The 21584-nt window shown below is 35.2% G+C and carries 18 protein-coding genes; 10 read left to right on the top strand and 8 right to left on the bottom strand.

The window, feature by feature from the left end; translation table 11 throughout:
- Positions 1–8: 8 nt before the first annotated feature.
- From PEDSA_RS05170 to PEDSA_RS05180, 3 genes are read right to left on the bottom strand one after another with little or no spacing between them, the layout of a single operon-like run.
- Positions 9–1199 carry a glycosyltransferase gene (locus PEDSA_RS05170; RefSeq protein WP_013632104.1) on the bottom strand — a complete coding sequence of 397 codons (1191 nt, stop codon included), beginning with the start codon at positions 1197–1199 and terminating at the stop codon, positions 9–11.
- A 17-nt stretch (positions 1200–1216) separates the two neighbouring features.
- Positions 1217–3376: an LPS biosynthesis protein gene (locus tag PEDSA_RS05175; protein WP_013632105.1), complete on the bottom strand. Its 2160-nt coding sequence runs from the start codon at positions 3374–3376 to the stop codon at positions 1217–1219.
- Positions 3376–4062: a TolC family protein gene (locus PEDSA_RS05180; RefSeq protein ID WP_013632106.1), complete on the bottom strand. Its 687-nt coding sequence runs from the start codon at positions 4060–4062 to the stop codon at positions 3376–3378. Before PEDSA_RS05180 ends, PEDSA_RS05175 begins: the two co-directional genes overlap by 1 nt.
- A 373-nt stretch (positions 4063–4435) precedes the next feature.
- Between PEDSA_RS05180 and PEDSA_RS05185 the strand changes: the two genes are divergently transcribed.
- The 4 genes from PEDSA_RS05185 to PEDSA_RS05200 all read left to right on the top strand — a co-directional run bounded on the left by PEDSA_RS05185 (position 4436) and on the right by PEDSA_RS05200 (position 10526).
- Positions 4436–6721, top strand: a complete 2286-nt coding sequence (locus tag PEDSA_RS05185; RefSeq protein WP_013632107.1) for a T9SS type B sorting domain-containing protein — start codon at positions 4436–4438, stop codon at positions 6719–6721.
- A 2-nt stretch (positions 6722–6723) separates the two neighbouring features.
- Complete coding sequence (locus tag PEDSA_RS05190) at positions 6724–7662, top strand: PorP/SprF family type IX secretion system membrane protein (protein WP_013632108.1); 939 nt, start codon at positions 6724–6726, stop codon at positions 7660–7662.
- Positions 7663–7671: 9 nt separating this feature from the next.
- A complete protein-coding gene (locus tag PEDSA_RS05195; RefSeq protein WP_013632109.1) occupies positions 7672–9792 on the top strand; it encodes an OmpA family protein in 2121 nt (706 codons plus the stop codon).
- Positions 9793–9908: 116 nt separating this feature from the next.
- Positions 9909–10526, top strand: coding sequence for a porin family protein (locus PEDSA_RS05200; protein WP_041536980.1), 618 nt, complete (start codon positions 9909–9911; stop codon positions 10524–10526).
- On the opposite strand, the gene PEDSA_RS05205 is transcribed toward PEDSA_RS05200, so the two are convergent.
- From PEDSA_RS05205 to PEDSA_RS05215, 3 genes are all read right to left on the bottom strand, one after another.
- Positions 10523–11701, bottom strand: coding sequence for an MFS transporter (locus PEDSA_RS05205; RefSeq protein WP_013632111.1), 1179 nt, complete (start codon positions 11699–11701; stop codon positions 10523–10525). The genes PEDSA_RS05200 and PEDSA_RS05205 overlap by 4 nt on opposite strands.
- A 110-nt stretch (positions 11702–11811) precedes the next feature.
- Complete coding sequence (locus tag PEDSA_RS05210) at positions 11812–12831, bottom strand: glycosyltransferase family 2 protein (RefSeq protein ID WP_013632112.1); 1020 nt, start codon at positions 12829–12831, stop codon at positions 11812–11814.
- Positions 12831–13712 carry a lysophospholipid acyltransferase family protein gene (locus PEDSA_RS05215; protein ID WP_013632113.1) on the bottom strand — a complete coding sequence of 294 codons (882 nt, stop codon included), beginning with the start codon at positions 13710–13712 and terminating at the stop codon, positions 12831–12833. Before PEDSA_RS05215 ends, PEDSA_RS05210 begins: the two co-directional genes overlap by 1 nt.
- Before the next feature lie 38 nt (positions 13713–13750).
- Here PEDSA_RS05215 and PEDSA_RS05220 point away from each other — a divergent pair, with 38 nt between their 5' ends.
- The 4 genes from PEDSA_RS05220 (at position 13751) to PEDSA_RS05235 (ending at position 16777) form a co-directional block, all read left to right on the top strand.
- Positions 13751–14356 carry a WbqC family protein gene (locus PEDSA_RS05220; protein WP_013632114.1) on the top strand — a complete coding sequence of 202 codons (606 nt, stop codon included), beginning with the start codon at positions 13751–13753 and terminating at the stop codon, positions 14354–14356.
- 1 nt (position 14357) lies between these two features.
- Entirely contained in the window at positions 14358–15488 is a 1131-nt protein-coding gene (corA, locus tag PEDSA_RS05225) for a magnesium/cobalt transporter CorA (protein ID WP_013632115.1), read from the top strand.
- 241 nt (positions 15489–15729) lie between these two features.
- Positions 15730–16395: a DsbA family protein gene (locus tag PEDSA_RS05230; protein ID WP_013632116.1), complete on the top strand. Its 666-nt coding sequence runs from the start codon at positions 15730–15732 to the stop codon at positions 16393–16395.
- A gap of 160 nt (positions 16396–16555) precedes the next feature.
- Positions 16556–16777 (top strand): hypothetical protein, encoded by a 222-nt coding sequence (locus PEDSA_RS05235; RefSeq protein WP_148233504.1) that lies wholly within the window; start codon positions 16556–16558, stop codon positions 16775–16777.
- Between the two features lie 134 nt (positions 16778–16911).
- On the opposite strand, the gene PEDSA_RS05240 is transcribed toward PEDSA_RS05235, so the two are convergent.
- Positions 16912–17325 (bottom strand): Ohr family peroxiredoxin, encoded by a 414-nt coding sequence (locus tag PEDSA_RS05240; protein ID WP_013632118.1) that lies wholly within the window; start codon positions 17323–17325, stop codon positions 16912–16914.
- Positions 17326–17385: 60 nt separating this feature from the next.
- Positions 17386–19539: an FUSC family membrane protein gene (locus PEDSA_RS05245; protein WP_013632119.1), complete on the bottom strand. Its 2154-nt coding sequence runs from the start codon at positions 19537–19539 to the stop codon at positions 17386–17388.
- Positions 19540–19640: 101 nt separating this feature from the next.
- Here PEDSA_RS05245 and PEDSA_RS05250 point away from each other — a divergent pair, with 101 nt between their 5' ends.
- Entirely contained in the window at positions 19641–20366 is a 726-nt protein-coding gene (locus PEDSA_RS05250) for a ThuA domain-containing protein (protein ID WP_013632120.1), read from the top strand.
- Between the two features lie 30 nt (positions 20367–20396).
- Entirely contained in the window at positions 20397–21515 is a 1119-nt protein-coding gene (locus PEDSA_RS05255) for a DEAD/DEAH box helicase (protein WP_013632121.1), read from the top strand.
- The last annotated feature ends 69 nt before the right edge of the window (positions 21516–21584 follow it).

Below are 21584 nucleotides of genomic sequence, written 5' to 3' on the forward strand. Positions count from 1 at the left end.
ATAACTCTTTAATCTATTTCTTCCAGGTTCTTTGTATGATAATGCTGCGTTGCTACCGAATGCTTATTTGCATTTCTGCTTTTTATAAGAGATATAATTTGCAAAAACACAAATTTTGGAATTCCTATAAGGGATGAATATATTTTCTTATCTGTTTCCGAGAAAAGCAAAGCTAATGCAAACCCTATTACAAATACTATTAATGCAGAACTCCATAGCGTTACATTAAAATAATTTCCCGTTATAATGTTTATGAATAGGCAGATAAAAGAAAGAATCAGAAAAATAAACAAAGGGGGTCTCAATAAGATTACTCCAAAAAGTGTTTGGTTTAAGCTGAAATTCATAATTCCTTTCCTCAGCACAGTAAAGCCCAATTTGAAGTATTTAAGCCAGGTATTGATCCACCGGGCTCGCTGCTTAACTAACTGGTGAGATTGTGAGGTCTTCTCATCAAATACAACAGCATTTTCGGCGAAAGCGATTCTTAAATCCTGCTTAATTATAAAATATTGTAATATTTTGTCAAATCCAGCGCCTTTTACCTGATTTTGTTTCAAGAAGTCTTTATAAAGATCGGTATTAAATGCCATTCCGGAACCTGCAAGAGTAGCAGAAGAACCTAACTGATTTAATACCTTTCCATCGTAAAAATGGTAATAGATATCCCTTGCTGCATCTAAGCGGGAATAGGTAGTGTCCAAATTTTTAGCTGAACGTATTCCTTGTACCGCGATATATCCTTTATTAAAGTATTTATTTAGTTCCTGAAAATATTCGGGATGTACTAAGTTATCGCTGTCGATAATGGTTAGTCTCTGGTGGTTTCTGATAAAGTGATCTATTGCATATTGATGAGAGCCTGTATTACTCGCAATAATACTGTCGGGCTTCAATAAAACAACTTTCTCATCTTCAAATTTCAGATTTGAAATATCACAGTTATCTGCTACAATATAAATTATATAATTACTGTAATTTACTTTTTTTATCGATTTAACTACAGCCTCTAAATTATCGGTAAATTGATAGGCTGTAACGATGATCGCATAATCGGGCTCGGTTTCAATAGGTGATGTGATTTTAGGCAGTCTCTTTTTTCCAAATATCAACCACATAAAAAACAACAATATGGGTAATATTAGATTGTAGCCAATCAATACCTGTATAATATTCCATATAGTTGTCAAAAAAGGCATTTTCGAAATTTATGAACTTAAACTTTTGAAATATATTCTTTTGGCAATTTATTTAGCACCCAACCTTTGAACTGCGTTCCCAATCCATTTAAATAATCAGTATACTGTTTTTTTGCTTCGGAAATATTTCTATCGGCCTCGAATACACCAATAACATTACTGGAAAATAACAGCCATTCTGTGGCTTGATTCAATTTTGTCAGTTCTACAGTTTCTATAATAATGATATCGAAAACACCTTTTAAAGCTTCAATTTTTTGTTTTATCTGATTTTCCGCAGCAATTTCCAATAGGGAAGTGTCATCGCCATAATTTCCCAGAACTTCTAAAGGTTGGCCTTTAAATACTTCATTCCCAACTTTACCTGTCAGATAATCTTCTAAATAAGCCGCTGGTTTAATTTTTTCAGTAATATCTCCATGACTAAAGTTACTGTCTATCAACAAAACCTTCTTATTGGTCATATTCCACGCAAAAGCCAAATTAAGTGCCAGCAAGGTCTTTCCTTCGCTTCTGTTTACACTTGTTATAACAATAGTTTTGTCTTTTACTTCTTTATCTAACTCAAACCTGATAGATCTGATATGATTTCTAAACTCGGTTTCTTCGGGATTCAGATTACTTCTGGTCCATATTTCCTTTAAATCTATAACGGAGTTGTTTAATGCATTGACATATCCCAATACTTCGCTTTCAGTTTTATTGGCTAGTATTTTTGGCGATTTTACAGAGTTATCTATATAGTAAAGAACGAATATCACAAATACGCAAAAAACAAAACTTATAATGCCGCTTAAAATAACGAGCAGCATCTTCTTAGATGGCTGAGCTAAACCTGGCATAGCAGTTTGCACCAATTTCAATTTAATAGACAAACCATACTCCATATTACTTTGGTTGAACTTTTGCAGTATATCCAAATATTCGCGACTGGTTACGTCTACGTCTCTTTCCATAGATTGCACCACCGCTTCGTGGGGAACTAATTTATCAAACTGTTCATTCAGGTAATCAAGCTGTCTTTCTATTAAACCCAGGCTATAGCGAGACATATCTAACTGAATATCCAGATTTAATTTTTGTTGAATCAGTTCTTGTTTACTAACCAAAGGGTTATAGATATATTGATCTGTATATCTGTTTATTTGTCCGCTTAATATTCCTTTTAAAGAGTCTATTGACTCCTGATATTTAGGATCAAAGCCACTTTCTATATATAAATCATGAAGTGCTTTCAAATCCTGCTTTGTACCGATAATTCCTTGATTTACTTTTGTTAAAGTAGATTCAAGATAAGACCGCTCTTTAGGAGAAAATTTTCTGTCGATTTCATTTAGCGCTCCGGATTTGGAAGCGATGCCTTCTTTGACCTGTTGTATCCTATCTGTGTATACCAGTATTTGTGCATATAACTGGCTGGATTGTTCCTGTAGATTTAATACCCTATTTCTAATTTTATAGCTTCTTAAAGAGTCTATTTTTTTATCCATAGCCTCTTTTTTCTCCTGAACCAATTTACCAAGGAATGTTGTAGCATTCTTTTGGTTGGCTTTAACAAGCTGGGTATAGTAGTTTATAAATTCCTGACTGAGATTGTTAACTACAAATGCAGATAACTCCGGACTTTCGGAATCAAACTCTATATTGATAAAATCGCTATCACCTTGTCTGTAAACTCTCAATTTTCCTTTGAGCTCATCGGTATCATAATTCATGGATCTTAACAAATCATACAATTCGATTTGTTTTTTATCCCAAAGGTTCAAGCCTTCTGTTTTGGCATATTTAGTTTTGAATGTTTCTATTATTGTTTTTCTTTCACCAGCGGACAATTTACTAATGGTACTGCTTAATTCTCTAAAAGGCTTTTCCGCTGTTAAATCATGTATAATTAAAAGGTAAGACACCTGGTCGAGTATCTTTTTCATTTTCATGATTTCTATTAAGTTACTGAACTCTTGCGTAACCTGATTTGCTTTTTGACTATCGCTATTTGTTAAAAATGTTGTTTGTTGAGTTTCGTCGACAATACCTGTTGAAATTTGAGCCTGAGATATATACGAATCGGGAAGATTTCTCACCAAAAAGAAAGTAATGATGATGGTAAATATCGGAATTATAATTAACGTGTATTTGTGTTTTTTGATAAGCCTCGAAAAAATTGCTAATTCTTCCATTATTTAATATCCTCAAGTTTAACGGTAAGTAATTCTTCTAATTGGAATTTGGATGTTAGCAGATTAGCTTCTGCTGCAACCTTTGATTCTTTCACAGATGTTAAATATGTAGAAACATCGTTAAACTCTCTAAAAGATATTTCGCTTCTTTCGTATTTCGCTTTCATGTTTGTAAACGTCGATTCTGCATCTACAACACGTTGACTAACTAACTTAAGCGTTTGAAGATTTTGAACATAAATGGTATAACGCGTCTTTACCTCGGTTTCTAATTGCAAAGCATATTCGTCTCGTTCGGCTGTCGCTGCAACAATTTCAGAGCGGGCATTTTTAACCTGAAAAGGCTTTTTTACCAAAATAGACGCGGGCGAAAAATTCACATTTAAAAAGTAACCACTCAGAATGCTGGAATTTACACCATCTATATTATAAATATTAGTTCTATTGACGTAATTAAAAGATAAAGGATCAAACCAGGAAGCCTTTGCGATACTTAAATTATTATTGGCTACATTAATTCGGCTTTCAAAAACTTTATTCTTAGGGTAATTTTCTTTGGCTACCGCTATTAGCTTTTCCATATATAGATAGGAAAAATCTCCTAGAATATTATCCTGCGCTTTAAGCGAAGTTGAGATGGACGTAAGAAGATACAGAAACATAATTCCTGAAAAAGCTCTCTTCATATAACTTATTTTCCTTTTATAAGAATCCAAATATATCATATTTAGGTTTCAAAATATGCGAATATTATTCCCTTTTTGCTTTTAATGCAGGGTAAATACAATAAGCAATATCAAAATGAATTTAAATAATGCTTAAATGACTCATTAGTGAATAAATAAAAATTCAGGTGAATTTGAAGTTTATTCTTTACCTACGCTAAGAAACATAGAATTATATATTTTGTGTGTATAAAAGTGTAGACTTTTGTACTTTATTGGGAAAAATTTTACATTATTGTTCCTTGCAGCTGTACTTATTTGCAAACGATAGCATTCTTTTTTATGAATGGCTTCATTTTTGGATATAGGGCATTTGTATTTGATTAAAAAAGATATGTTTAAAGTTTTACGTTTCCTGTTATTTGTCGTAGCAACCTTTTCTGTCAATCTTGTTTTTTCGCAACTTCCGTATGAAGAGAACTTTAAAAACGCAACGGCTCCAGGTATAAAATTTGGTGGAGGCGATAATCCCGCTACTGAGGGATATGCTTTTTTGACCGCAAATAATGCAACGGGTTCATGGAATACAATGCCAATACCAGATGCTAATGGCGACGGATATCTTCGGCTAACAAATAATTTGACTTATCAAAAAGGATATATCTATAATGAAACAATTCGAATACCGTCTACAAATGGACTAAGAATTGAATTTGAATACTATACTTACAGCCCTCCGGGTACATTAGCTCCTAGAGGTGCAGATGGAATTTGCTTCTTTTTATTTGATGCAAGTGTACTTCCTAATTTCAAAATCGGTGGATTTGGCGGATCTTTAGGTTATGCACAATATAAAAAAGATGATTTGCTTACAGGTCCGGTACATGCAGCGGGGGTAACGGGCGGTTATATAGGAGTAGGCTTTGACGAATATGGTTATTTTGCCAGGGATGAGGAAGGAAGACAGCCTCAGGTTGGCGCGGGTAAACAACCTTCCCCGCAAAAAGGTGCGGTAGGTATCAGAGGAAAGGGTAATGGAGATGCTCTTGTTCCTGGAAATTATCCATTATTAACTTTTAAAAGAACAGATGAACTCTCAACACCATTTTCACTAGTTGGCGGTAATGGAAATTCCAGACAGCCAAATCCCTCGAATATAGGATACCGTAAGGCTGTTATTATTTTGGAACCAAGTACTAATGGTGGTTATTTCATCAGTGTAGATATATTGTTGGGGGGAGAAACTATACCTAGAAAGGTTATTGACAGATTTCATTACAAAGAATTAGCTCCCGAAATTTTGGGTTACGGTATTTCTTCATCAACAGGAAATAACGTAAATATCCACGAAATTAGAAATCTGAAAATCTCACTATATGATGATAAGCCTGTTGGTATTTCAGACGAAGCCAACACACTTACAAATGTTCCTGTTAATATTCCTGTAAAAGACAACGATCTATCTAAAACCAATACGATTGTTATACGAAATACTGAGCCTGCAAATGGAACTTATACCATAATTAATTCGGATACTGGAGTTAATTACGTTCCTAATCCCGGCTTTAGTGGAACGGATACATTTACATATAAATTATATGACACTGTTACCGGAAAAGAATCTAATCCAATAACGGTTACGGTTCATGTAAAACCGGTTGGTTCGCCAGATACTTATACAACACCTTTAAATACACCGCTTGCTGTAAATGTTAAAGATAACGATGCTTCTAAAAGCGGAACTACCGTTATTCCAAATACAAATCCTGTAAACGGAATTATTTCTATAGACCCCGTAACTAATATCGTAACTTATACACCTAATAATAACTTCGTTGGTTCGGACAGCTTCACTTATAAATTAAGAACTCCGGACGGATTGGAATCAGATCCAATAAACGTAACCATAAACGTCTTACCAAACAATCTAACTCCTGCTAAAATAGGTTTAGCAAAAGCTTTGATTGGTGTTGACAAACAAATAGACGGTAGTTTCATGCTGACTTACAGATTCACATTGGTAAATGCCGGGCAAATTGCTATTGCGGATTTAAGTTTAACCGATGATTTGTTAAGTGTTTTTACTGATGCAGATTTCTCTGTAAAATCTATAAAAACCGATGGAACTAGTTTGGTACCCAATTTAGCTTATGATGGCAGGACTGATAAGGAATTACTGAATGTTTCGAGTATGTTATTACCACTGTCAAAAGAGCATGTTAACATAGAAGTATTGGTTGCTTTAAATAAATCAAAAGGAACTTATGATAATACCGCCTATGTAAAGGGTAAATCGCAGGGAGACGGCACTGTTGTGGATGATGAATCAACCGATGGTTTAACTCCCGATCCTATTGTGATAGGTGATTTTTCTCCAAACAAAAAAACTCCCGTTACTTTGGAGAAAGGCAGTGTATTTATCCCTGAGGGGTTTTCGCCTAATAATGATGGTATTAATGACAGGTTTATAATACAAAATACCTCCGGGAAGGAACTTCATTTAGAGATTTATAACCGTTGGGGAAACGTTATTTATAAATCTAAGAATTACCAAAACGATTGGGATGGAAAATGTAATCAAGGGATTTATTTCGGAGAGGATGTTCCAAGCGGCACATATTATTACATTATAAGCATCGAGGGAGATAGAAAAGTTGGATTTATAACTATTAGCAGATAATAATGAGAAGATACAATATATATATTATAGCCAGTTTTCTGTTTGCTTCTGTTTGTCAGCAGGCAAGCGCTCAGCAAGACGCTATGTATTCGCAATACATGTTTAATACACTGGCTATAAACCCAGCTTATGCAGGTAGTAGAAATGTAGTCTCCGCAACTGCATTATATAGAAATCAATGGGTTGGTATAGCCGGTGCTCCGGAAACGGCAACTTTTTCCATAGACGCTCCACTTAATAACAAGAGAATGGGTTTAGGGTTTCAGGCGTATTCCGATAAAGCAGGGATTATCAAAAACAATGGAGCTTCGGCAAGTTATGCTTATCGTCTGAGGATGGATAAGGCAACACTTTCTTTTGGAATGCAAGGAGGAATAAGACAGTATAAAGCCGATTATACCTCTGTGAATTTAGATCAAAGCGGAACTACAATAGATCCGGCATTTGCAAATAATATAGATAAAGTTCTATTCGATATCAGTGCGGGATTGTATTATAATACTGATAGATTCTATCTTGGATTTTCTGCGATGGATCTATTGAAAAACAAATTTACAAACTATCAATCGCCTGGAATGAATCTGGGGAACAGAGAGGAGGTTCACATGTTTTTAGCTTCGGGTGTCGTTATTCCTCTGGATCAGGATTTCAAATTGAAACCTTCATTCCTTATCAAAGCCGTAAAAGGAGCGCCGATAGAAGGAGATATTAATGCAACATTATGGATTAAAGACATAATCGCGATAGGTGCACAGTATAGAACCAGTGCCGATTTAGCAGGAATGTTAGAACTTCAGGCCACGCCACAAATCAGGTTGGGGTATGCATATGATTACAGCACAACCGAACTGAGAAAATACAATTCCGGAAGTCACGAGATTATGCTGAGATATGAGTTCGGATTTAAGAAAGATAAATTTATATCACCTAGATACTTTTAAGCGTTTATAATGAAATACAAAATACTATCTATTATTGTTTTTACCTTAACTATGAACGTTTTATCAGCAGCAGAAAAGCCGAAGGAACGTGATATAAAAAGGGCAAAAGAAGCTTATCAATCATTAAGCTATATTCAGGCTATAAAATTATTGAAACCATTGGTAGAGAACGATACTTCTAATAATGAATTATTGGAAATGCTCGCTTATAGCTACAAAATGGTAAAAAATTACGACGAAACGTTAGAAGCTTATACAAAACTGTCTAAGCGAAGCAATGTAAAACCCGAATGGAAGCTTTATTATGCAGAAGCGTTGGCTAATAAGCAGCAATATGAAAAATCAGTATCGGTATATAGAGATTATCTAAAATCTGTTCCAAATGAAAAAAGAGCATCTTCTTTTGTAAATGCCAATTTAAAAGCTTTTGAAGAAAATAGGGGAGCCTGGAATATTGCTTTTACAAATATTAATACGCTTAGTGCTGATTATGCTCCAATGTATTATAAAGAGGGCTTATTGTTTTCTAGTAACAGAATGACATCTAGCACTACTAAACGTGTTTTTGCATGGGATAACACACCTTTCTCTGATCTTTATCGTGTAGAAAAATTAAAAGATATTAAACACCTGAACGCAGACAGTGTTTTATCAAACCTTACAGCGAAAGGAAATAAACCGTATAAATTTAATGACGACGATACGGAGCAAACAAGCAATGACAGCAAAGTGTTAGGTGTTTATCAGTCTTCTCTGGAAAGGGATAGCTTATTGCTTGGTTCTGCGAACTCATTAAAGGTACAGCGTGTGAAAGGCAAGGTTAATAGTAAATACCACGAAGGTTCTGTAGCCGTTTTTCCTGATGGAAGTATAATATTTACCAGAAATAATTTTTACAAAGGTTCTAAAAACCAAAGTAAAGAGGGGCTAAATAAACTAAAGATGTATACTGCTAATGCTGATTTTAGTAGTGTAAAAGAATTTCCGTATAATGATAATGAGTATTCGGTAGGCCATCCGGCCTTAAGCAAAGATGGAAATATTTTAATTTTTGCATCTGATATGCCGGGAGGATACGGAGGAACCGATTTGTACTATTCTGTTAAATCTGGGAATGGCCAATGGATCAGGCCGATTAATATGGGAAAAGGAATAAATACAGAAGGTGATGAGATGTTCCCTTTTCTGGATAGTGAAAATACATTGTATTTTTCTTCAACCGGATTTGCCGGTCTGGGTGGATTGGATGTTTTTGAGGTTAAGTTGAAAGACATGAAACCTCTGGGACAACCGAAAAACATGGGAATGCCAATTAATTCTCCAGAAGATGACTTCGCTTTGATAAAGGATTCTGAAGGAAAGCAGGGATTTTTTAGCTCTAACAGATCTGGAAACGACGATATTTACTCTTTTAAAAGAAGTACGCATAGGATCATATTAAAAGGTGTGGTTAAGGATGGCAGGTTAGGTATTGCATTACCCGGATCCAGAATTTTGTTGAGAACATTGGATGGTGTGGATACTTTGAGAGTAGGGCCAAAAGGAGTGTTCGAAAAAGAATTAGCGAAAGAAACCGACTATGAATTAACCGCTCAAAAGTTAGGATATGTTAGTCAGCAAGCTTTTACGACATCCGTTGGGATCAATAAGGATTCTACAATTCTATTAAATATCAATTTATTTAAAACGGAAAGCAATCAGCAATGGGTTATCAATAATTGCGATTCATTAAAACGCGTTTTTAATTTCGATAATATCTATTATGACCTAGACAGAGCAGAAATCAGACCGGATGCCAGACCCGCTTTGGATAAAATTGCATTGATTATGTTAACTCATCCGGAGGTGAGTATTATTACTTCCAGCCATTGCGATAGCAGAGCATCTAACGATTATAATAAACTGCTATCTATAAGAAGAGGTAACTCTGCTAAAGCTTATTTAGTTGCAAAAGGAGTGGCTGCAAACAGAATTAAAGTAGAGTATTATGGAAAAACCCGATTAACAAACCGTTGTTATGACGGCGTTCCATGCTCGGAAGAGGAACAGCAAATGAACAGGAGAACGGAATTTGAAGCTATTGTAAATGGCGTGAATTTATCGCAATTAGACTGTAACGAAGGCTTTTAATATATTAAATTCCAATAAGAGCATAAATCAGCAGATTTTGTATTAATCTGCTGATTTTTCTTTTTGTTAAAATTGGCTTTTAATTTGATAGGTATTTGTATGCAATTATAAAGCCTATGAAAAAGATATTTGCTATCAGTTTATTAATGATACTGGCTTTTACTATAAAAGCGCAGGTTAAATACGGTTTAAAAGCGGGAGTTAATTTTGCAACTGCAACTTTTAAGAACTATGATTTATCGATTTCACCGTCTAACCTTACAACGTTTCATATCGCCGGTTTTGTTGATATTCCCATAGACGGTATGTTCTCTTTCCAGCCCGGAGTTACTTATTTAGGCAAAGGATATAAATACGATCTGCCTAACGGCGATAGTAAAGGCGAGGTAGATTTATCATATATTGAAATTCCAATGAATGGAATAGCTTATTTCCCTACAAGATCAGGGCGGATTTTTGTTGGCGCAGGCCCTTATTTGGGATTTGGTATAAGCGGGAATATAGATGAAATTACTTCAGAAAGAGATCTTAAGTTTGGCAACGGTGTAAATGACGACGTCAATCCGATGGATATAGGCTTGAACTTTATGTTAGGATATCATCTAAATGGGGGACTTTTATTCAATGCCGGTTATGGCCTTGGGCTTAGCAATACCATTCCGAAAGACAAAAGAACCGATGATGCAAAAATCCACCATAAACAGTTCTTTTTATCTTTAGGCTATAGCTTTTAACCAGTTGGGTTTGATGCTTTGTTAAACTTGTAGTAAATAAATACCAGTGCTAAAATAAGTATGGCGCCCAGGCAAGCTGCTTTCCAGCCACCTAAAGTCCATAAGAAAATACCGAATGCCGATCCGCTTGCGGTTCCAATGAAACTTGCTGTCATAAAAACAGTGTTTAATCTATTTCTGGCTTCGGTACTTAAAGCGTAAATTCTTGTCTGATTACTTACATGTACAGATTGCTGACCAATTTCCAGAACGATTATCCCTAATATGAAGGCAATCAATATACCTCCAAAAAAATAGAAGATCAGCATACTGAAAATTAATATCAATATCCCGTAGCCCACAACCACTCTGGAATTAGATTTATCTGATAACCTACCCACGATAGGAGCTAGCATTGCTCCTGTAGCACCCACTAAACCAAACAACCCTATTTTTTCACTGGTATATTGATAAGCCTCGGACCCCAGATATAAGACCATAGTTGTCCAAAATATACCGAATGTAGCAAACACAACGAAGTTAATCAGTGAGGCTTCTCTTAAAACTGCATACTTGTAGGTTATTTCTTTTAAAGACTTTAAAAGATCTAAATAAGTTCCGGTATAGCTAACCTCACTTTTAGGAAATCGGAAACTGATTATTATGGTCAATACAGCACAAATTAAGCTTGCAACCCAAAACATAGATCTCCAACCGAAGAATTCTCCTACAAAACCGCTTAAAGTTCTTGATAGTAAAATACCAATTAAAAGACCGCTCATAACGATGCCTACTAATTTGCCTCTTTCCTGAGGTTTTGATAATGCAGCAACCATAGGAAGGATAAGCTGAGGTGAGACCGAGCTAAAGCCAATGCCAAAACAGGCTATTTGCAAAAGCCAGAATTTGTTACTGACAGCTGCCAGTACAAGAAATAAGCATGAAGCGGCTGTAACCAGAATTATCTGCTTTTTTCTTTCGTATTTATCTCCTAGCGGAACCAATAATAGTAATCCCGCTGCATAACCAAATTGTGTAAGGTATATAGTTTTTCCTGCTACGCTTTCGGTGATATTAAATTCTACGGCGATTAGATGGATTAAAGGCTGACAATAATATAAATTGGCAACAATCAAACCTGTAGCCAAAGCCATTATAGAAATATCCGACTTCTTTAATAAACTGCTATTAGACATAAATTAATTAGATACTTATAAATAGAACCAAAAAGTGTACAAAGAAAAACCTGGAATTTTAGACCCTTCGCCTTTTTGGATTAATTTCTCCCGTAACTCGGAACCTTAGATTAGAATTCCAAGTCTTTAAACTCTTTCTTCTTCTTAACAAAATAATCCCAAACTATAGACTTTTGATATAAACCGGTTTTATTCGGATGGTTGGAAATATCTTTATTATAGTTAATTTTTCTTTTCAAAAAAGCCATACAAACAGCTCTATGAGCTTTGGAAACTGCACCAGCATTTGCAAATTGTCGCTTAAATGCAAATCTTAATAACGCTAAAAAGTCCAGGAAAAACCTAAAAGGAATCACAAATGAAGTTCGAATCGGACTTAGGTTCTTTTTTAGCAGAAAAGCGTTATTTCTGAAATTTAAGTAAGTTTTATGAGGACTTTCGGTATTTAGCGTGCCACCTCCAACATGATAGACTTCTGACAGACCGCAATACATTACTTTTAAGCCGAGGTTTTTTGCCCGCCAACAAATATCTATCTCCTCCATATGGGCAAAAAAATTGGCGTCTAATCCACCCAATCTTTTCCATGCCAAAGATTTTATGAATAAAGCACAGCCACTTGCCCAGAAAATCTCCTGAATATCGTTGTACTGGCCATTGTCCTTTTCAAGGCTATCGAAAATTCTTCCCCGACAAAAAGGATATCCAAATTTATCTATAAAGCCTCCTGCAGCCCCCGCATATTCGAAATAATCTCTTTGAAAAAAAGACTTTATTTTTGGTTGTGCGATAGCAATCTGATTATCAGATTCCATTAGTTCTATCACCGGATTAATCCAGTAGGGAGGGACCTCGACATCGGAATTTAGCAGTACATAATAATCAGCTTCAACCTGTTTTAAAACTGCATTGTAGCCGCCCGCGTACCCGAGATTTTCGTGATTTTCTATAATCTTAATCAGAGGAAAATTATCTTTTACAAATTTTACTGAGTCATCTGTAGAAGCATTATCACCCACAACAATTTCTAAATTTTCATACTGACTGTTATACACAGTAGGTAAAAATTCTTCTAAGTGTTGCTTTCCATTCCAATTTAATATAACTACTGAGACTTTAGGTAAACTCATTATTTGATATCTCCCGGCTTAATTTTCCATCTTTTATGAGACCATAACCAATATTCTGGTGCTTGGTTCAGCCTGTTCTCCAATAAACGAATATAAGTATTTGTGATCTCTAAATCTTCTGTTTCCCTCGGATTATCTGTTATTTTAATGAATTTAACTTCATAATAACCACGTTTTGGGACTCTCATGTCGCAAAAGATAACTGGGTAATTCGTTGCTTTTGCTATTTTTTCTATCCCTGTGAAGAAAGGGGTTTCCTGATTCATAAACTTTAACCAGGTATAAGTTCCGCTTTTTGTTGGTCTTTGATCGCCAGCAAAAACAGCGAACACCAATTCGTTTTTGTATTCGATTATTTTCCGGAAAGTTTGTGCCATTTCAACCATTTCGGCTCCGGATTTTTCTCTGGTTTGCTTATATAATTTATCGAAAACTTTATTTTGCAACTGCTTATAAACAATTAAGGGCCTGGCTTTGGTAACCATTGGAGTTGTAATTGCACTCCATTCCCAGTTTCCGTAATGTCCAACAGCCATCAAAAAGCTTTGATTTTTTTCTTCGTACTCTCTAAAAATCTCCTCATTCAGAAAATTATATCGCTTTTTTATGTATTCGGGTGAAGCAGACAGAAGTTTTATTATCTCGAAAATAAGATCGGTAAAATATCTAAAGAAACGCTTTTCTATCTGTTTTATTTCCTGTTCGCTTTTATTTGGAAACGCATTTTTCAAATTTTCAACAACTGGCTTTCTTCTATATTTAATTACATAATAAATTAAATAATAGGCAAGTCTGGAAAATACATAAAGAATACCTAATGGTAATAAAGAAATAAGGTATAAAAAAAATGCAGCTGCATTAGAAAGCCACTTAATTATCATTATTTTCGCCTATTTAATGCAAACATAAAAAAATTGAAATGGAAAATAGCGTAATATTTCCTTTGTTTTACCTTCCGCCAGTTGAATTTTATAGGCAATTGATTGATAATAAAGATAAAACCATTCTTTTTGAAAAAGAAGAACACTTTCCAAAACAGACTTATAGAAATAGAACCAGCATATACGGACCAAATGGTAAGTTAAACTTAATTGTTCCAGTTGTAAAAGGATCTACTGTTCATACAAAAGTTAAGGATGTAAAAATAAGTTATGATGAAGATTGGCAACGTTTACATTGGCTAAGTATACAAACATCATACAGAAGTTCGGCTTATTTCGAATTCTATGAAGCCGATTTTGCTCCTTTTTACGAAAAGAAATACCCTTATTTATTTGACTACAATCTTGAGCTTTTTGATATGTTGAAAAAGCAACTGAAGCTAAAGATTGACGTAGATTTCTCCAAAACTTATTCGACAGACTACGAATTAGATTTCAGAGAGAATATACATCCGAAAAAGGAGAGCAATTACAAAGCGAAACCTTATTATCAGGTTTTCGAGGACAAATACAAGTTTATGCCTAACTTAAGCGTGATAGATTTGTTATTCAGCCAGGGACCTCAAGCTTCAAAATATATTTGATATGAAAAAAACGAATATTCCCAGATATAAAACTCCAAGAAAAAGAAAAAAGCGAACTCCTGGAGAGAGTCCGGGAATATTTGTAGTTACAGAGAATGCGCTGACCTCGAAGATTCATCTGTATATATATGATGCCGAAAACATCATTAAGAAAGAATTCGGCACCATACAAGATGTTTATACCGCTATCTCAAAGAATCCGAGAAAATTTTACTGGATTGATATTCAGGGAATAGGCACCCAGGACGTTTTAAACTCCGTTAAAGAAAAGTTTGGAATTAACGCTTTGGTTATGGAGGATATTGTAAATACTCACCAAAGGCCCAAATTCGAAGAATTTAACAACTATTTGTTTGTGGTGAACAGGATGCTGGAATTGGATGAAACTTTAAATATTCGAAACGAGCAGCTATCCATGATCCTGACTGAAGATACACTGATAACTTTTCAGGAAGATTATAAAGATATTCTGGACCCAATTAGAAACCGCTTAATTCACAGAAAACAAACCAGTATTCGCACTTTAGGACCTTCGTATCTTCTTTATGCTATAATGGATATAGCTACCGACCAGAATTTTAATCTGATTAATAGGTTGGGAGACGAGCTGGATCTGGTCGAAGACTCTTTATATAATAAAGCAGAGAAATCGATCATGTATCGTATACAGGAAATAAAGAAGTTAATGTTGTCTATTAGAAGAATAGCGTGGCCGGAAAAGGATAAGCTAAACGAGTTGCAGAAAAGTGGTTCCAAATTTATAGAACCTGAAGTAAAAGTATTTATTCGTGATGTAGCTGATCATAACACCCAGATTATTGATTTGTTGGAAACGTATCGGGAAACTTCTACTACTTTGATGGATATTTATCTAACCATCATCAACAACAAAATGAACGAGGTTATGAAAATATTGACGGTTATTTCCGCTATTTTCATTCCGCTCACATTTATCGCAGGTGTATATGGAATGAACTTCGCCATTCAGGATCCGGTAACCGGAAAATTGTTGCACAAAAATATGCCCGAGCTTTATTGGCCAAATGGTTATGTCTATGTCTGGATATTGATGATTATCATCACCATTTTCCAAATTATCTACTTTATTAGAAAAGGCTGGTTTAAGGATTAGTTAATGTTGAATGTTTAATTTTTAATTTTTAATTTTTAATGTTCAATATTGATTCATGGTACACGGTTAGTTCATTAGTATATTTAGTTTCATTAGCGTACTATATAGACCACAGACTTCGATCTTCCGACTTCTAACCAACCAAACTTTGGTTCCCAACTTTAACCCGACCTAATTGACAACTAAAGGTCATATTCGTACATATTGTCTAAGTTTTAAAGCATTCTCTTAACTTTGCACTATGTCTGAAGTGTTAGAAAAACCCACAATAATATATATATACGATGCCATTTGTGGATGGTGTTATGGATTTAGTCCCGTAATGAAAACCATTTACGAAAGATATAAAGACAAGTTTGATTTTCAGGTTTTGTCTGGAGGGATGATTTTAGGAGATAGGGTAGCACCAATATCGCAAATGCGTGATATTATAAAAGGCTCTTACAAAAGGGTAGAAGAAACCACTGGAGTGAAATTTGGCGATGCTTTTATAAATGGAGCAGTTGAGCAGGGAACGATGATTATGAGTTCAGAAAAGCCGTCTATCGCATTGTCCGTATTTAAAACATATTTACCAGAGGAAGCTGTACTTTTTGCTTCGGATTTGCAATTTGCACTCAATTACGATGGTTTAGATTTAAATGAAGACACTACATACAGGTCGATTATCAAAAAATATAATATTCCCGAAGAAGAGTTTATTAATAAGCTTAATGACGAAGAATTTAGGCAATTGGCTTATTATGATGTCGCATTAAGCAGGCAGTTGCAAGTAACAGGTTATCCAGCAGCTTTTATCAAGACTCAGGATACGGAGTTTTTTATGATAGCCAAAGGCTATGCGGATTTGGAAACTATCGAGTTAAGAATCCAGAATGTAATAAAGGAAGCGAATTTGAAATTCTAAATCCGAATGAATTTGAAGAAAAAAGCTGATTTATTAAAATCGGCTTTTTTTGATGATGTTGCTTGAGCTATCCAAAATACTCCGGATTATTCTAATTTTTCAAAAAACAAAGTTTTTGCGTTCTCTTAAGTTAAAATAGTTGAATCCGAAAGCCTTCGGAATGAATCTTTTCTTCAACGGAGTGAATCCGAAAGCCTTCGGAATGAATCTTTTCTTCGACGGAATGAATCCGAAGACCTTCGGAATGAATCTTTTCTTCAACGGAATGAATCCGAAAGCCTTCGGAATGAATATTTATGCTTTCGGAATGAATCCGTTGATCAAAGGAGTGAGGCTTTTATGTAATAACAGATCTCATTACTGGCTCGAGTCTCAGTGCTAAAATTCTCAAGCTAAGGGCCCGACTTGAGCTTATCCTGCTTGCAGAAACATGATGATTAAAAAAGGAAAATAATAATTGGAATTCTCAACTTGAAAAGAACGCTGGTAACTTGTCATCTACCAGCGTAAATAATATTATACTGCTTTAACCACTACATCAATATTTCCTCTGGTTGCCTTCGAATAAGGGCATCCTTTATGCGCAGCATCAGCCATTTTTTGTGCTTTATCCAATTCCATATTTGGTATATGGACATGCAACTCCGCAGATAGAACAAAGCTTGAACTACTTTCTTCATTGAAACTTATATAAACATTAACCGTTGCATTGCTAACATCTATGCCATCTCGCTTTCCTACAGACCCTAACGCCCCTAAATAACAGCTTCCCCAAGCTGCCGCAAATAATAATTCCGGATTAGCATAACCCGATTTTCCTCCCATTTCGGCAGGTTTTCGCATTTCTAAATCTATAATTCCATCACTGGATTTAACATGTCCGTCCCGACCTCCAGTAGCGGCAACAACCGCTGTATATAATTTCTTCATAATGCAGGTATTTTTATAACTAACAAAACATCGAATAAAAATGTTTGAAAAGTATATACTTTAGCGGTGCTGCTCGACAACTTTATATAACTCTGATGATACTTTGGTTATCAGTTCAAGTTGTTCAGCAATAAGTCCATCATTAGTTTTTTCTATATCAATACTCAAAGGTTTAATAGCAGAATCATCAGATTTCACAATCTCTTCGTCACTTATAATAGAATAAGATCGTTTTAAGTAATAACTGGCTTTATTCAGTAACTTTTTCTGATCCGAAGTAAAGACAATACGGTCTGTTTCATCAATAGCAATCGACAGATTAGCGAGATAAGAAGACAAAACATGACTTAGAACCACAAACTTATGAACTTCAGTCCCTTTAGATTGCTTATTTTTAGGCTCACTCAACATTCTTTGAAAAGCGGCAGCCAGATTTGCTGTATTTACATAAACACTTTTTCTCGCCAATTTGTAATTGGTTACGCTAATGTTTTCTCCTGCCAATCTTCTGTAAATGATATCCAGATACTCACTATTGGCCTTTAACATATCTGCCATGTATTTTTTTATCTGGAAAGATTCCCAGCTAGGGAACAGGATATAACTGGACGCAATTGCTATTACAGAGCCAATAAGTGTATCTATTACTCTTTCTAAAATGATATTTTGACTGGAGGACGTACTTAAAAAGCTAAACATGATAAGTATAAAAGGAGTCATGGTAACTACGCTAATAAAGTAATACACTCTTTGCGTACTGTAACAAATAACCATAAAAAATACCATGATAATAAATCTTACATCCTGATTAGGAATAAGATATAATATTAAACCTCCTGTGATACCACCTATAATCGTTCCAACAACACGCTGGTAGTTTCTTGTCTTGGTAACACTAAAACCTGGCTTTAGAATAACCATAATAGTTAAAACCACCCAATAGCCGTGATTTCCGAGCGGGACTTTCGAACCTACAAGATCGGGTAAGGACTGACCTATAATATATCCGATAAATGCTACTATAGAAAAACGTAAAGCATATCTGAAATGCCCAGACTCCAGGTTCAGATTGTTTTTAAATAGTTTAAATTCGAAATTCTGTCGATTGACGAACTTTTCGTAATCGGAAGAAAAAGCACTGTGATTCTTTAAGTCTTTTTCCGTAAAATAACTGTATATAACATCCAATCTGTTATGGATATGTCTTATGTTGATAAAGATCTTCTTCAGCAAGAGCACCTGAACTCCCTTCTGTTCCAGTAAATTTACTTTACGTATTAATTGATCCAGATCTTCTGCAGTTACAATATGTTTTTTGGGTACTGTAGAATGAATGAGACAGGAACCTATATATTCTATTTCCAGGGACATTCTTTTGATCAGAAAAGAAAAGTCGTTTAGTATATTATCGTCCTTATACCTTTTTCTAATGATTTCATAGTCGTTGTGGGATGCCATAGTCTGTTCGAAAAGGTCAACCATGTCGGCGAAAACCACAATCAACATACGCCCCATCGGAGTAGAATCCTTCACCAACTCTCTTGTTTTAAAAAGAATTTCACGTACGTTATCCTGCAAATTATTTACTATAACCTGCTTATCTACAAGCTGTTTAAAGGTTTCATCTATATCAAAATTGTTATCATACAGGTTTGCCCTCAATCGCATGTATTTTCCTATTTCGGTTACACATTCTCCCAATGTCTGTTGGGCATAGCGGTGTGGGCGGATAGCAAAAAACACCATACTAAGCAGGAAATACCAGATTCCACCAGCAATCAGGAGTAAAGCGTGTTCCAGATACGAAAGAGAAGTATGCTGAGGAGCGAGGTTGAAAATCATAATCAGCAGTGCAGAACTTCCAACTGATGATGCCCTCACTCCGTATACCGCAAACATGGAAAAGATGAAGCCAAATATCAAAACCTCTAGTGCAGTTATATAAAGATTTGTATTAATTAAAGATGTCAAAAAGGCTATAAAACAAACTAATAAGTTTGTAATCAGCATCGCATTTCTACGATGTGTCCACGGCCCGGGAGTGTCTACAACACTGGAACATACTGCACCGATGGACAAGGTCATCCCAATCTCGACATGGCCAAGTTGAAAAAAAACCAAGGACGGTAAAAGAACCCCGATTGTGATTTTTATACCATCGGAAAAATACTGAGTATATAAGAAGTCTCTAAAATCGTCCAGCGGTTTCAACATTTTCTAAATCAAAATTTCACTTTGCACCATTAATTTATAAATTAGTTATCGAAAATGAATACTTAAATAATTGAATAACCTTTACAAGCTGATTATCAGATATGAAAAAAAAATCAATATTAATCTTATCCTTTCTAACACTGTTATGTGTTTCTGGTTTTGCTCTCCAGAGAAAACCTAAAAACCTGTTGGTTTTTTCCTACACTCAGAAATACAGACATAAAAGTATAGAACCAGGTAAGGAAAGTTTGACCAAATGGGCTAAACAAAAGGGTTATCAAATTGATTTCTCTGAAAATCCCAACGATTTTTCTGACGATAATCTAAAAAAATATAATGCGCTTATTTTTTTAAACCCTACGGGAACTAATGTTTTTACAGATTCGCAAAAAAGCGCCTTTAAAAAATATATTAACAAAGGGGGAGGTTTTGTCGGAATTCATGCTGCTACCGACTTCTGCTTTGAATGGGAGTGGTATGGAAAACTGGTAGGTGCATTCTTCACAAATCATCCAAAAATACAGGAAGCAACGATTAAGGTAATTGACAATAAACATCAATCAACCAGTTTTTTAGATAAAGAATTTCGTTATACCGATGAGTGGTATAACTTTAAGGATTTAAATCCTGAGGTGAAAGTTTTATTGGCTTTGGACGAAAGCAGTTATACAGGCGGAACAATGAATGGAAATCATCCTATCGCCTGGTATCATAAATTCGATGGCGGAAAATCTTTTTATACAGGATTAGGTCATCGTGATGAGTGCTTTTCGGACCCTCTTTTTATGAAGCACTTAGAGGGCGGAATTGAATATGTATTAAAATAGCTTCCGTATATTCGCAAAAAAAAAGACGATTTGGCTAATACATTTAGAGATTTAGGAATATCGGAGCAATTTATTCAGGCTCTGGAAGAGAATAATATTATAAAACCAACTGAAATCCAGAAACTGGCAATTCCGTATTTGCTTAAAGAAGGAAAGGATTTTATTGGACAGGCGCAAACCGGAACAGGAAAGACGGCTGCATTCGGATTACCTGTTCTGGAGCAAATTGATGCAAATTCAAAGGTAATTCAGGTGCTAATTCTTTGTCCAACACGCGAATTGGGACAACAGATTGCAAAGCAACTTTTCAAGTTTACGAAATATTCTGATAAGAAAATATTTACTGAAGCAGTTTATGGCGGCGAAAAAATAGATATCCAAATCGGAAGGTTAAAACGCCCCACACATATCGTTGTTGCAACTCCTGGCAGGTTAATAGATCTATTAGAAAGAAAAGCCATAAATCTGGATCATGTGAAAACCATTATTCTGGATGAAGCCGATGAAATGCTGAGTATGGGATTTAAAAAGGATATCGACAAGATTCTGGAATATACAAACGGGCAAAGATATACCTGGCTCTTTTCTGCAACCATACCTGCTGCTTTAGATGATATTATAAAAAGCTATATGGATGAGCCTTTTAAAGTGGAAATTCGTAAAGAGCAGCTTGTTAATGAAAATATCGATCATAAATATATGGTGGTCGATCTGAAGGATAAATTAGATTTACTTTCGCGTTTTCTGAAAGAGAATTCTAAAGCAAGAGGAATTGTATTCTGTAGAACGAAGAAAAATGCCGAATTGCTATCCAAACAGCTTTATGCAAGGAATTTCAAAGTTGAAGCCATCCATGGTGATATGGGACAACGTGACCGTGAAAAAGTAATGAGGGCCTTTAAATCGGAAAGATTACCCATACTTATTGCTACCGATATCTCGGCCAGGGGAATTGATGTGCAAAACCTGAATTATGTAATCCATTATGACCTTCCGGACCAGATGGAATATTATACGCATAGGAGTGGGAGGACTGCCAGGGGAGGAAGAAAAGGGCTTTCATTGATTTTTATAGCTCCAAACGACATCGATAAAGTAAAGGATCTGGAAGCTAACCTGAATATAAAAATCAGGAATTTTAACAGCTAGCGAAGAAACTGGCATTCATAATAAAAGATTAAAGCATACTTAACATCTATTAAGTATGCTTTTTTATAT

It is taken from the genome of Pseudopedobacter saltans DSM 12145 (assembly GCF_000190735.1).
In the GTDB taxonomy this organism is placed as follows: domain Bacteria; phylum Bacteroidota; class Bacteroidia; order Sphingobacteriales; family Sphingobacteriaceae; genus Pseudopedobacter; species Pseudopedobacter saltans.

What these genes read in the sequence shown, in the direction of transcription:
- PEDSA_RS05170 (WP_013632104.1), bottom strand. Translation starts at nt 1,199, where the DNA reads ATGCCTTTTTTGACAACTATATGGAATATTATACAGGTATTGATTGGC.
- PEDSA_RS05175 (WP_013632105.1), bottom strand. Translation starts at nt 3,376, where the DNA reads ATGGAAGAATTAGCAATTTTTTCGAGGCTTATCAAAAAACACAAATAC.
- PEDSA_RS05180 (WP_013632106.1), bottom strand. Translation starts at nt 4,062, where the DNA reads ATGAAGAGAGCTTTTTCAGGAATTATGTTTCTGTATCTTCTTACGTCC.
- PEDSA_RS05185 (WP_013632107.1), top strand. Translation starts at nt 4,436, where the DNA reads ATGTTTAAAGTTTTACGTTTCCTGTTATTTGTCGTAGCAACCTTTTCT.
- PEDSA_RS05190 (WP_013632108.1), top strand. Translation starts at nt 6,724, where the DNA reads ATGAGAAGATACAATATATATATTATAGCCAGTTTTCTGTTTGCTTCT.
- PEDSA_RS05195 (WP_013632109.1), top strand. Translation starts at nt 7,672, where the DNA reads ATGAAATACAAAATACTATCTATTATTGTTTTTACCTTAACTATGAAC.
- PEDSA_RS05200 (WP_041536980.1), top strand. Translation starts at nt 9,909, where the DNA reads ATGAAAAAGATATTTGCTATCAGTTTATTAATGATACTGGCTTTTACT.
- PEDSA_RS05205 (WP_013632111.1), bottom strand. Translation starts at nt 11,701, where the DNA reads ATGTCTAATAGCAGTTTATTAAAGAAGTCGGATATTTCTATAATGGCT.
- PEDSA_RS05210 (WP_013632112.1), bottom strand. Translation starts at nt 12,831, where the DNA reads ATGAGTTTACCTAAAGTCTCAGTAGTTATATTAAATTGGAATGGAAAG.
- PEDSA_RS05215 (WP_013632113.1), bottom strand. Translation starts at nt 13,712, where the DNA reads ATGATAATTAAGTGGCTTTCTAATGCAGCTGCATTTTTTTTATACCTT.
- PEDSA_RS05220 (WP_013632114.1), top strand. Translation starts at nt 13,751, where the DNA reads ATGGAAAATAGCGTAATATTTCCTTTGTTTTACCTTCCGCCAGTTGAA.
- corA (WP_013632115.1), top strand. Translation starts at nt 14,358, where the DNA reads ATGAAAAAAACGAATATTCCCAGATATAAAACTCCAAGAAAAAGAAAA.
- PEDSA_RS05230 (WP_013632116.1), top strand. Translation starts at nt 15,730, where the DNA reads ATGTCTGAAGTGTTAGAAAAACCCACAATAATATATATATACGATGCC.
- PEDSA_RS05235 (WP_148233504.1), top strand. Translation starts at nt 16,556, where the DNA reads ATGAATCTTTTCTTCAACGGAGTGAATCCGAAAGCCTTCGGAATGAAT.
- PEDSA_RS05240 (WP_013632118.1), bottom strand. Translation starts at nt 17,325, where the DNA reads ATGAAGAAATTATATACAGCGGTTGTTGCCGCTACTGGAGGTCGGGAC.
- PEDSA_RS05245 (WP_013632119.1), bottom strand. Translation starts at nt 19,539, where the DNA reads ATGTTGAAACCGCTGGACGATTTTAGAGACTTCTTATATACTCAGTAT.
- PEDSA_RS05250 (WP_013632120.1), top strand. Translation starts at nt 19,641, where the DNA reads ATGAAAAAAAAATCAATATTAATCTTATCCTTTCTAACACTGTTATGT.